The organism is Streptococcus sp. C150, assembly GCF_000187445.1.
Taxonomy (GTDB): domain Bacteria; phylum Bacillota; class Bacilli; order Lactobacillales; family Streptococcaceae; genus Streptococcus; species Streptococcus raffinosi.
In genome coordinates, this window is record NZ_GL698449.1 from 182,118 (window position 1) to 194,521 (window position 12,404).

At 38.2% G+C, this 12,404-nt stretch carries 8 protein-coding genes and 4 pseudogenes; 9 read left to right on the top strand and 3 right to left on the bottom strand.

From position 1 onward, the window contains the following. Positions 1 to 161 precede the first annotated feature (161 nt). Together HMPREF0848_RS00860 and HMPREF0848_RS00865 are read right to left on the bottom strand one after the other, a co-directional pair. Positions 162 to 1,469: a sensor histidine kinase gene (locus HMPREF0848_RS00860; protein WP_008534014.1), complete on the bottom strand. Its 1,308-nt coding sequence runs from the start codon at positions 1,467 to 1,469 to the stop codon at positions 162 to 164. 9 nt (positions 1,470 to 1,478) lie between these two features. Further along, complete coding sequence (locus HMPREF0848_RS00865; protein WP_008534015.1) at positions 1,479 to 2,222, bottom strand: response regulator transcription factor; 744 nt, start codon at positions 2,220 to 2,222, stop codon at positions 1,479 to 1,481. 946 nt (positions 2,223 to 3,168) lie between these two features. Here HMPREF0848_RS00865 and HMPREF0848_RS10790 point away from each other — a divergent pair. The 8 genes and pseudogenes from HMPREF0848_RS10790 (at position 3,169) to HMPREF0848_RS00905 (ending at position 10,339) form a co-directional block, all read left to right on the top strand. Beyond that, positions 3,169 to 3,426: pseudogene (locus HMPREF0848_RS10790) on the top strand (type II toxin-antitoxin system Phd/YefM family antitoxin). A 366-nt stretch (positions 3,427 to 3,792) separates the two neighbouring features. After that, positions 3,793 to 4,008 (top strand): annotated as a pseudogene (locus HMPREF0848_RS00880) (CHAP domain-containing protein); the annotation flags it as partial. A gap of 57 nt (positions 4,009 to 4,065) precedes the next feature. Further along, positions 4,066 to 4,659, top strand: a complete 594-nt coding sequence (locus HMPREF0848_RS00885) for a type IV toxin-antitoxin system AbiEi family antitoxin domain-containing protein (RefSeq protein ID WP_008534021.1) — start codon at positions 4,066 to 4,068, stop codon at positions 4,657 to 4,659. Continuing rightward, positions 4,656 to 4,721 (top strand): annotated as a pseudogene (locus HMPREF0848_RS10970) (nucleotidyl transferase AbiEii/AbiGii toxin family protein); the annotation flags it as partial. The gene HMPREF0848_RS00885 and the pseudogene HMPREF0848_RS10970, both read left to right, overlap by 4 nt. 165 nt (positions 4,722 to 4,886) lie before the next feature. Beyond that, complete coding sequence (locus HMPREF0848_RS00890) at positions 4,887 to 6,440, top strand: BCCT family transporter (RefSeq protein ID WP_037608729.1); 1,554 nt, start codon at positions 4,887 to 4,889, stop codon at positions 6,438 to 6,440. Positions 6,441 to 6,449: 9 nt separating this feature from the next. Next, positions 6,450 to 6,605: pseudogene (locus HMPREF0848_RS10795) on the top strand (LysR family transcriptional regulator); the annotation flags it as partial. Positions 6,606 to 6,802: 197 nt separating this feature from the next. Continuing rightward, positions 6,803 to 8,539 carry an ABC transporter ATP-binding protein gene (locus HMPREF0848_RS00900; RefSeq protein WP_008534025.1) on the top strand — a complete coding sequence of 579 codons (1,737 nt, stop codon included), beginning with the start codon at positions 6,803 to 6,805 and terminating at the stop codon, positions 8,537 to 8,539. Between the two features lie 12 nt (positions 8,540 to 8,551). Further along, positions 8,552 to 10,339: an ABC transporter ATP-binding protein gene (locus HMPREF0848_RS00905; protein WP_008534026.1), complete on the top strand. Its 1,788-nt coding sequence runs from the start codon at positions 8,552 to 8,554 to the stop codon at positions 10,337 to 10,339. Positions 10,340 to 10,436: 97 nt separating this feature from the next. Here the strand turns inward: HMPREF0848_RS00905 and queA are convergent, their stop codons facing one another. Continuing rightward, on the bottom strand, positions 10,437 to 11,480 hold the full coding sequence (gene queA / locus HMPREF0848_RS00910) for a tRNA preQ1(34) S-adenosylmethionine ribosyltransferase-isomerase QueA (protein ID WP_008534027.1): 1,044 nt from the start codon (positions 11,478 to 11,480) through the stop codon (positions 10,437 to 10,439). A 152-nt stretch (positions 11,481 to 11,632) separates the two neighbouring features. On the opposite strand from queA, the gene HMPREF0848_RS00915 reads away from it, so the two are divergent. Then, positions 11,633 to 12,334, top strand: a complete 702-nt coding sequence (locus tag HMPREF0848_RS00915; RefSeq protein ID WP_008534028.1) for a glucosamine-6-phosphate deaminase — start codon at positions 11,633 to 11,635, stop codon at positions 12,332 to 12,334. Positions 12,335 to 12,404 lie beyond the last annotated feature (70 nt).

Genomic DNA, 12,404 nt, shown 5'->3' on the forward strand with positions numbered 1-12,404 from the left:
TAACTATTCTGAAGTTACTGTCTTATTTTGGTCTTACGAAAACCACTAGCTATGCTAGTGGTCCCAAAAATTATTAAGCTATGTAGCAAAAAATACTAGAAACAGACTATTCAAATACAAAACCTAAGTCGATTAAAGAGGTTAAAGTTAAAAGTAGAGAATTACTTACAAAATCTGATAGTTTGAGAAAAGAGATGATTTGCACTACGAGTGGTAATCGTAGATTTAGGGTATTTTTCCAATATGCTATTTACATTATGTAACCCAAGACCTCTTCCTTCCCCTTTACTAGAGTACCCCCTATCAAAAATATGATTAACATCCACTTTTTCTGATTTTATACTATTTTCAACGATAAGTACCAACGAATCATCATTATTCATGAAAGCAACAGTCATTCTTGGACTTATAGCTTCAATCGTAGCTTCGATAGCATTATCACAAAGGACAGAAAGAACAGTTATGAAATCTAGTAATTCTATCCTAAAATTACTAACAGGTTCTTCAATCTCAACAGAAATTGAAATACCTCTATTTTGTGCCTCAAGTAATTTAGCGGAAAGAATACTTTTGATAGCATCATTCTTAATATTACTAAGTTTAGCAATATCAAACTTACTATCATAGAATTGGTTTCCACTATCTCTTAGGACACCATTGTATACAGTTTTAATAGCTTCGATATCTTGATTATCAATTCCTAATTTTAGACTGGTCAAAATATTAATGTAGTCATGACGGAAACTTCTAATTTCCTCATAAAGTGATTCAACATGATGGCTGTAAATAGATAGTTCATTTAATTGAGTATCTTTTTGATCAATTATTTCCTTTTCTAGTTTTTCTTTTGAAATTGCATTGAGATAGAGTAGCATTACAAAAAACAGAACAATATAAAAGTTATTAATATGTCCTCTCCAATTATCTGCATCAGCTAATTTGTCTCTATAAATAACAAGTATAGAAACTAAGAGCATATATACAAACATAGAGATGTTGATCAGTAATAATAAATACCTGAAATAGTAACGCTTGAAACCTTCTTTTATTTCGTTAAAATCTAACCTAAGAGATTTTACTATGAGTAAATGAAGAGGGAAAACCAGTAATTCAATTAAGATATCAAACCAACTTAGTTTGATTTCATTGAAGACTGAGACTCCTAGTAGAGGGAAAACGTAGAATCCTAACATTCTACCTAGCAAGCTTTCAACGATAACGGGGTACAAGCCATAAAAAATATCAAGTGTTTTACTACCATACTTATTTTGATATATGTTATAAGCAATAAAGATAAAAAAGAAAGCAAAGTACCCAACAGGAGGACATATGATGAGGAGTAGAACATACAAAAATGGACCAATAATACACCACAAAGGTTTGATTGGTTGGTTACTAACCTGTTGAAACAGTAACAATGCTACTAATATCTTAGAATAGAACAGCAATAAATTTATAACTATATCCATAGAAACACCTTAGCTTTTCAGAGATTTAACTTTTTCTAGGAGGCCCTTATATTTCGTACGCGAAATGGGACATTCATTATTATTTTCAAACATGACCATTTTTTCTTCCTTATTGATCCTAACGATATTTTCAGGATTAACGATAAATGAACGATGGCATCGAAATAGGCGGTCATCAGCTCGTTCAACTTCTGAAATACTGGCGTAGAACTCCATGCGTTCTTCTTTAGTATGCAAAATAACTTTATGTATTGTTGGAGATGTCTCAAAAAATAAGATATTGTTAAAAGGCACTTGAACATGGGCCGTAGCTGTTTCAAAAGTAAATGAATCTTGGGCAATAGTGGCACCCATTTTATCCATGGTATATTCAATTGCTAAATGAACACGTTCATAAAAATCTTCATCATCTAAAGCTTTATCAATAAAATCTAGTGCAGCAACTCTATATTTAAAAGTGACTGGCATAAATTCTGAATGTGTTGTTACAAAAACAATTGTTGCATTAGGGTCTTTTTTCCGAATTTCTTTTGCAATGTCTAGCCCCTTTTTTTCTTCTCCTTTAATTTCAATATCTAAAAAGAAAAGTTGATGAGAACCTCTTTCGGTAATTTCATCAAGTAGCTGGCTAGGTTTTCCAAAAATCTCAGGTCCTTTACATTTTAGAGATTTTTTTGCAATAACATCCTTAATAACGGTCTCTATTCGTGTTTGTTGTAAAAATTCGTCTTCTAAAATAAAAATATTTAACAATTAGTGTACTCTCCATTCGATAAAAAATTTAGTACTGTAGTAAAAAACATTGAAGTCTTTTTCCAGTATGAAAATATATTTGTTTTGTTTTTTTAGGACGTCTAAATAAAAATCCATGTTTCTTTGCAAATACAGATAATTTTCCCTAACATGCAGTACACATATAAGTATGGAAACTTTTAAGTAATGATAGTAGTCATAAAACCGGTATATCGTAACAGTTCTAGAAACTATTATATCGGTATACTTTTACTGTAAATGACAAAAAATGAACCGTTTATGATATATGACAAATTAAATGGTATAACCAAGCTATAATAAAAATAGGAATTGGAGGTGAAGTATGTTCAATATTGTGAGGCACTTTTGGTTGTTGATAACTGTTAAAAAGTATATTAAAAAATATAAGTTAAAAGTTAAAGTTAACAATCATTTTAATTCTATAAGGATTACTACAGCAACTAACACTCTTTATTTTATCACATTTACAAAGAATTGTAATTATGGAAAAAAGTTAAAAAAATTAGGAGGAGTAACGTTTATGCACAAATTATTTTATTGACAGCGAATATTGATTATAACAAAATATTTAATGAACATCTCGAACTATTAGGTGTCATTGATATCAAAAAGTCATTAGCGAATACCTCTAATGAAATCAGTGATTATCTAGATTATTTTTTTAATATCGAAAAGGTGCACTAACCTCCATGTACATGTAATATGTATTGGAGGTTATTTTTTATCACCTATTAAATAGTTTTTTCGATGTTTTATCGTAACAAATGTTTATTTATGTATGTTATAACAAAACGAAGTTCAAATCTGCAAACTTTTGAAACAAGGATGTACTTTAATTGTCTTAGAATCGCTTTCTAGGACAAATATATCCTATTTACTGGTTTTCTCTAAAAAATGCTATGATAAATCTAGGGAGGGGATTATGATGCAGATTAATCTTGAAAATTTAGTTCCCATTTCTGAAGCTAACCAAAATTTTTCTAAAGTTGCTCGTATGGTCGACAGCAAGGGGACTGCAGTGATTCTAAAAAATAATAAGCCCAAGTATGTATTGGTAGAATATGACACCTTAATTAAAAATGAATAAGGTGAGACAGAAGTTGCAGAGCAGGTCACAGTCGACGATGTGGCTAACTCTGTTTTGTCTCGTCATTTAGATGCCTTCAAGGAATTAGCTAAATGAAGCGATAAAACAGATAATTTAGTGATAGCAAAATAGATAGAAAACTAGGGCATAAGCTCTGGTTTTTTCTATTACTTTTAATATTTTCATTTGTTAGAATGTAGGTAATGTGCGTGCTTGTCACGCCCTTTTTCTGTGTCTTTTACGGCTTTAGTGGTTGTAAATAACTATAAAAATCTTAAAGGCATGGTAAATGCTAAAAAGAAAAGGAGAAATTTATGGCTTATATTTGGTCTTATCTCAGACGTTATCCTAAGTGGCTAGCAATGAATTTTACGGCGGCCATTTTATTTGTTATTGCTAACTTGGGTTTGCCGACGGTTCTTGCCAGAATGATTGATGATGGTTTCCAGTGTCTTTTTGATTTTGGCGACAAGTCCACAAGCAGGAGCTATTATTTCCTTTGCGGGAGGAGGACATGGCACACCAGCAGAATACGGACATGTGGCTTTCGTCGAAAAACTCTACCCAAATGGCTCATTCCTTATCTCCGAAACCAATTACAATGGCAATCCAAACTATACCTTCCGTAAATTATCTGGAGTGGATAGTAACTTGAGTTTTGCGTATACGACGAAATAAAAAAGGATATGCTAACAATGACTTGATTTGTTAGCATATTGTTTTGGAGGTGGTGATATGGATTTGTTAGAGAAACCCGTTTATAATTATATTAAAAATAATCATGGAGTAATAACTTTTCGTGATATGGAAGAGCTTAACTTTTCTTATCAACAACTGAATCAATTAGTCTCAAAAGGGAAAGTGGAATCAATTGAAAGAGGTATCTATCATCTGCCAGATACCTATATCGATGACTATTTTAGTTTACAGTACCGTTTTCCAAAAGGAATTTATTCCTTAGAAACAGCACTTTGGTTACATGGTCTGTCCCTTACCATTCCATTTGAGCCTGTGATGACTTTTCCTTTCGGGACAAATACGAGGCCAATGAAAGAAGCTGGTGTCAAGTCAATTGTCGCTAGAAAGTATCATGAAATCGGTATTATTAGACTGGAGCGACAGGCTGGACAGTTTATCTCAGTATATGATATGGAACGAACATTAGTGGAGTGTTTGAGAACAGCTTATCATGTCGATATTCAAGTTATTGCTCCAGCTTTTCAAGCTTACTTTAAAAAAGGAGCTGTTGATTATGCCAAGTTGTATCACTATTCACAACTATTTAAAGTAACCGAAAAACTACAATCATATGTGGAGGTCTTGTCGTGAAATTTTCAAATGCTAATAGTTTCAAAGCTAAAATCAAGAATATTGCAAAAGAAAAAGGGATCTCTTTCTCAAAAGATTAGTCAAATATTTGAAGAATACGGTGCGAATATGTTGGATGTATTCGGTTGTTATACGTATAAATTAAACAATTGTGTTACAATGAAACCATATAGAATTTTAAGTTTTCTCAAAAACTTTCTATAACTAAGAACACATAAGGAGGTAAAATGGTGAAGTATTCTAAAATAACAAAAGTTTTTCAGCTTTCACTCGTCATCATATTTATTTTAGTCTTGTTAGGGCTCTTTGTTCCCCAGCAGTTTCAAAATATTAGTTTTTACTTAAAAAATCTCTTAACAACTAGTGTTGGCTGGTTTTACTTGTTATTGGTTACGGGGATTTTAATTTTTTGTGTCTTTTTAATTGTAAGTCCGATAGGGCAGATTCGCTTGGGTAATCCCACGAGTCGGCCAGAGCATTCGACGACGTCATGGATTGCCATGATGTTTTCTGCTGGAATGGGGATTGGGCTGGTCTTTTATGGGGCAGCAGAGCCTTTGAGTCACTTTGCTATCTCGACGCCCAATGCAGAAATAGGCAGTGCGGATGCTCTCGCAGATGCTTTTCGTTTTACTTTTTTTCACTGGGGATTTCATGCTTGGGCGGTCTATGCCCTGGTGGGATTGTCTTTGGCTTATTTTGGCTTTCGTAAACGGGAGAAATATCAGCTCTCAGTCGTCTTTAAGCCTCTTTTTGGAAAATATGCGGACGGACCAATAGCAACCATTATCGATACCATCACCATTATTGCGACAGTGATTGGGGTAGCGACAACGCTCGGCTTCGGTGCCTCACAAATCAATGGTGGTCTCTCCTATGTCTTTGGTATTCCTAATAATAGTCTTGTGCAAGTCATCATTATCATCATTGCGACAATTCTTTTTCTTATTTCTGCCTTATCAGGTTTAGGAAAGGGTGTTAAAATCCTATCTAATACAAACTTGATTTTAGCTGTTGTCTTGCTTGCTGGAGTCATAGTTTTGGGGCCAACGGTTAAGATATTTGACACCATGACAGACTCTATCGGCCTTTATTTTCAAAACTTCTTCCGTATGAGTTTTCGGGCGGCGGCTTTTGATGAGACCAAGCGGGCTTGGATTAACCAATGGACCATTTTTTACTGGGCATGGTGGATTTCCTGGTCACCTTTTGTGGGCGTCTTTATTGCCCGTATCTCAAAAGGTCGGACTATTCGCGAATTTTTGACAGTAGTGCTTTTGGCACCAACAGTCCTTAGTTTTATCTGGTTTTCTGCTTTTGGTACCTTATCTACTTCACTACAAGATTCGGGGGTTGATTTGATACGTTTTGCCACAGAAGAAATTCTTTTTGCCTCTTTTAATGAATATCCTCTGGGAAGTGTCCTTTCAGTCCTGGCGATTACTTTAGTTTTAACCTTCTTTGTGACCTCGGCGGATTCTGCCACCTATGTTTTGGCCATGTTGTCTGAAGATGGCAATCTAAATCCAAGTAATCATAAAAAGGTGATTTGGGGTGTCATGCTGGCCTTGATTGCTATTGCACTCATGTTTTCTGGTGGATTGACAGCTTTACAAAACACGCTCATTATTGTCGCTTTTCCATTTTCCATAGTACTAGTGTTGATGATGTGGTCGCTTATGAAAGAGTTATATCACGAAAAAGAGCAAATGGGACTCGCCATTACACCAGACCGATATCCTGAGAAGAATCAACCGTTTAAATCTTATGAGGAAAATTAGGAGGATGGCATGGAGTTAAGAGTGCTTCGTTATTTTATTACTATTGCTGAGGAGGGGAGTATCTCCAAGGCAGCTGAGAAGCTGATGATTACTTAGCCGACACTCAGTCGTCAGTTAAAAGATTTGGAGCAGGAACTTGGTGAACTTCTTTTTATCCGTGAACATATCAAGTCGCTTAATAAAGAAAACCAGGGCATCAGCTCTGGTTTTTTCTATTGCTTTTAATATTTTCATTTGTTAGAATGTAGGTGATGTGCGTGCTTGTCACGCCCTTTTTCTGTGTCTTTTACGGCTTTAGTGGTTGTAAATAACTATAAAAATCTTAAAGGCATGGTAAATGCTAAAAAGAAAAGGAGAAATTTATGGCTTATATTTGGTCTTATCTCAGACGTTATCCTAAGTGGCTAGCAATGAATTTTACGGCAGCCATTTTATTTGTTATTGCTAACTTGGGTTTGCCGACGGTTCTTGCCAGAATGATTGATGAGGGAATAAACCGTGGTGATGTTGATAAGCTTTACGCTTATGCTTGGGTCATGTTTGGTGTAGTTTTGACTGGGATTGTTGGTCGTATACTTCTGTCCTATGCGGTTGGTAAGTTGACCACTACTATGGTGCAAGTTATGCGTAATGACATTTATGCTAAGCTTCAGGAGTATTCCCACCACGAGTATGAGCAGATTGGGGTATCCTCTTTGGTGACTCGTATTACATCAGATGCTTTTGTGCTTATGCAGTTTGCGGATCAGGTTCTTAAGCTAGGGGTTATCACTCCTTTGATGATGGTTTCCAGTGTCTTTTTGATTTTGACGACAAGTCCATCTTTGGCTTGGATTGTGGCAATCTCCTTACCTTTCCTAGCCGTAGTTGTCTGGTATGTGGCGGTAAAAACGCGTCCGCTTTCTGAAAAGCAACAGGCAACTCTCGACAAGATTAACCAGTATGCTCGTGAAAATCTGACTGGACTTCGTGTCATACGTGCTTTCGCTAGAGAAGATTTTCAAGAGAAGAAGTTCGCTTCTGAAAATGCTGTCTATGCGGATAATTCAAACAAGCTTTTCAAATTGACTGGTTTGACCGAGCCACTTTTTGTGCAAATCATCATAGCCATGATTGTGGCAATTGTTTGGTTTGCCCTTGAGCCATTAGGCTCTGGAAGTTTGGCTATCGGTGACTTGGTTGCCTTTATTGAGTACAGCTTCCATGCACTATTGTCCTTCCTTTTCCTAGCCAATCTCTTTACCATGTATCCTCGTACAGCGGTATCTAGTGAACGTCTGCAGGAAATTATGGACATGCCGATTTCTATCAATCCAAATGAAGATGGCGTGACAGAAACCGAGACTAAGGGATATTTGGAATTTGACAATGTGACCTTTGCCTATCCTGGTGAAACTGAAAGTCCTGTCTTACACAATATTTCTTTCAAGGCAAAACCTGGTGAAACCATTGCCTTTATTGGGTCTACGGGTTCAGGAAAATCATCACTTGTACAGTTAATTCCACGCTTTTATGATGTAACACTTGGACGCATTCTTGTTGATGGTGTAGATGTCCGTGACTACAATCTTAAGGCTCTTCGTCGTAAGATTGGCTTTATTCCACAAAAAGCCCTACTCTTTACAGGGACTATCGGTGAAAATATCCGTTATGGTAAGGAAAATGCCAGTCATGAAGAATTGAATCAAGCTACTGATGTGGCTCAAGCCAAGGAATTTATCGAAAGTAAGGAAGAACGCTATGATTCTCACTTGGCTGAGGGTGGTAGCAACCTTTCTGGTGGACAGAAGCAGCGTTTGTCAATTGCACGTGCGGTGGTTAAACGTCCTGATCTTTATATCTTTGATGATTCCTTCTCTGCCTTGGACTACAAGACTGATGCGACCTTGCGCCGACGTCTGAAAGAAGTGACCCAGGATGCGACGGTCTTGATTGTGGCGCAACGTGTGGGAACCATTATGGATGCAGATCAGATTATTGTTCTGGATAAGGGTGAAATCGTTGGTCGTGGCCGTCACGAAGAGCTTATGGAAAGCAATGACATTTACCGTGAAATTGCTAATTCACAATTGAATCAAAAGAGTCTTACAGAAGATTAGAAGGAGGTCAAAATGAAGAATAATAAAAAGAAAACAACTCATTCCTCAAGTTTTGACCGTCTTTGGTCCTACTTGCAGGCTTATCGTTTGTCACTTTACCTAGCTATTTTCTTGAAAATTGTTAGTGTCATCATGAGTGTTCTTGAACCTGTTGTGATTGGATTAGCCATTACGGAACTGACTAAAAATACGCTGGACATGTTCAAGGGTGTGGAAGGTGCCCATATCAACGTTTCCTATGTTGGTGTGGTTCTGGTCTTTTATCTCTTGCGTGGTCTCATCTATGAGTTAGCTTCTTACTATTCCAACTATTTTATGACCAATGCCGTGCAGGCAACGGTTCAGGATATGCGTAATGAGATGACTGAGAAAATCAATCGTACCTCAGTGTCATACTTTGACAAGCATCAATTTGGGGACCTCTTGGGACGCTTTACCAGTGACGTTGAGACAGTTTCGAATGCCTTGCAGCAGTCCTTTTTGCAGGTAGTTAATGCGGTCTTTACTTTGGCCTTGGTTATCGGGACAGTGCTTTACCTTAATCTTCAATTGGGAGCTATAGTTGTCATCACCATTCCCATTACTTTCTTTGGTGCTCGCTTTATCATGAGTAAGTCTCAGCCCTATTTTAAGCAGCAGGCTGATGCCCTAGGTGCTCTTAACGGTTTTGTTCAAGAAAATCTGACTGGTTTCAATGTGCTTAAGTTGTTTGGTCGTGAGGACAAATCCTTAGATGACTTTAAAGAAATCACGGAAGACCTTCAGAAGGTAGGGTTTAAGGCCAATTTCATTTCAGGACTCATGATGCCTGTCCTTAATGGTTTGTCTGATTTGACCTATCTGATTGTTGCTGTTCTTGGTGGTTTGCAAGTTTTGGCTGGTCGTCTGACGATTGGTAATATGCAGGCCTTTGTTCAGTATGTTTGGCAGATTAACCAACCCATTCAGAACTTGACTCAGTTGGCTGGACAATTGCAGAGTGCTAAATCTTCTTTGGACCGTATTTTCCAACTGATGGATGAACCAGACGAGGCCAATGATGCCACTGAGGTGCTTGAAGGAGATTTGACTGGCCAAGTTAGTTTTAAGCATGTGGACTTCCAGTATGTGGCCGATAAACCTCTGATTCGTGACTTTAATCTTGAAGTCAATCCTGGTGAAATGGTCGCTATTGTCGGTCCTACCGGTGCTGGAAAATCAACGATTATCAATCTTCTCATGCGTTTTTATGATGTGACGGCTGGTTCTATCTCGGTGGATGGTCATGATATTCGTCACTTGTCACGTCAAGACTATCGTAAACAATTTGGTATGGTGCTTCAGGATGCTTGGCTCTTTGAAGGAACTATCAAAGAAAATCTTCGCTTTGGTAATCTTGAGGCGACTGACGAAGAAATCGTTGAAGCCGCTAAGGCTGCCAATGTGGACCATTTTATCCGTACTTTGCCTGGTGGTTACAACATGGAAATGAACCAGGAATCAAGCAACATTTCACTGGGACAAAAGCAACTTTTGACCATTGCCCGTGCGCTTTTGGCTGATCCAAAAATCTTGATTTTGGACGAGGCAACTTCATCAGTTGATACCCGTCTGGAACTCTTGATTCAAAAGGCCATGAAGACCCTTATGCAAGGTCGAACAAGCTTTGTCATCGCTCACCGTTTATCAACTATTCAAGAAGCAGACAAGATTTTGGTCCTTAAAGATGGACAAATCATCGAACAAGGGAATCATGAAACCCTCCTTGCAGATAAAGGTTTCTATTACGATTTGTATAATAGCCAGTTTGCGGAGAAATAAACAAGAAAATCCATCAGTTCATAACTGGTGGATTTTTTCTGAATGTGACGAGCAATAAGAGAGACTTCCCCGGTAAGAGAAGTCTCAAAATCACTATTTATTTCTCAGCACGTCGTGTGACGAACATGGCATCTCCGAAACTGAAGAAGCGGTAGCGTTCTTGGACGGCGTGTTTATAGGCATCTAGGACGAATTCACGGCCGGCAAAGGCTGAAACCAACATGACCAGAGTTGATTTTGGAAGGTGGAAGTTGGTTGAAAAGGCGTCTACGACTGTGAATTGGTAGCCTGGTTTGATAAAGATATTGGTCCATCCTGAGTCGGCTTGGAGTTGACCATCGTATTTATTGCCGATTGTTTCCAGTGTTCGGATAGAGGTTGTTCCAACAGCAACAATGCGGCCTCCAGCGGCTTTGACGCTATTAAGGGTATCGGCAGCGTCTTGACTGAGGGTGTAAAACTCTGAGTGCATCTCATGTTCGTCGACATTCTCAACAGAAACAGGTCGGAAGGTTCCCAGCCCAACGTGGAGGGTGAGGTAGACCAATTTTACGCCTTTAGATTCAATCTTTTGAAGCAATTCAGGTGTGAAATGGAGACCAGCTGTTGGTGCAGCGGCAGAGCCATTTTCCTTGGCATAGACCGTTTGGTAACGGTCACGGTCTTCCAATTTTTCATGGATATAAGGTGGCAATGGCATCTCGCCCAAACTTTCCAAGACCTCAAGGAAGATACCGTCGTAGCTAAATTCTACGATTCGACCACCGTGATCCAGTTCCTCAGTGACAGTGGCAGTCAAGCGCCCATCACCAAAACTAACCTTAGCACCTACTTTAAGGCGTTTGGCTGGCTTAGCCAAAACTTCCCATTGATCCCCTTGGGTATTTTTCAAAAGGAGAAATTCCACATGGCCGTGGGTATCAGGCTTTTCACCATAGAGACGGGCTGGAAGCACACGTGTATTGTTCATAACCAAGGCATCGCCAGGATTAAGCTGGTCAATGATGTGGTCGAAGTGGGTGTCAGTCATTTCCTTGGTTACAGGGTCAATGACCAAGAGTTTAGAGGCATCACGTTGCTTCAAGGGTGTTTGGGCAATCAGTTCCTCTGGTAGTTCAAAATCAAAATCGTTTGTATTCATTTGTTTCCTCGTTTAAAAATGTTCAGCCTTTTTATTATAGCACGATATAGGACGCCCGTCATTAAACTTGTCGAGTAAAAGCGCTTGACAAAAAAGTTAAAAAAAGAGATAATAAAGAAAAATGGTATATACCAATTAGCGAGGTGTGAAAAATGAAAACGATTATTGTAAAAAATCAACTTGAAGGAGGAAAGGTTGCCTTTGACCTTTTAAAAGAGAGCCTTGCAGCGGGTGCTCAAACTTTGGGCTTGGCTACAGGTAGTTCCCCTATTGCCCTTTACCAAGAGATGATTGAGAGTGATGTGGATTTTTCAGAACTTTACAGCGTCAATTTGGATGAATACGTCGGACTAGCACCAGACCATGAGCAGAGCTACCATGCTTTCATGCAAGAACATCTTTTTAATGCTAAACCATTTAAAGAGAGCTTCTTGCCTGACGGCATGGCTGAAGATTTGGAGCAGGCAGCTAAGGACTACGATGATATCTTGTCCCAACATGTCATTGACTTTCAAATCTTAGGAATTGGAAGTAATGGGCATATTGGATTTAATGAGCCAGGTACGTCTTTTGATAGTCAAACCCATGTGGTTGACTTGACTGACAGCACCATTGAATCTAATAGCCGTTTCTTCGCCAGTCGAGACCAAGTTCCTACAAAGGCTATTTCAATGGGGATTGCTTCCATTATGGCTGCTAAGAAGATTATCTTGTTTGCCTATGGTGACAAGAAGGCAGACGCCATTTTCAAGATGGTAAAGGGTCCGGTAACAGAGGAAGTACCGGCCAGTGTCTTGCAACATCATCCAGACGTGACTCTTATCTTGGATGAAGCAGCCGCTGCGAAATTGTAAGATAATATATGAGTCAAGAAGTTACGAGTATAGAAAAAAACAGGTTGAGCTAATGCTACTCAACCTGTTT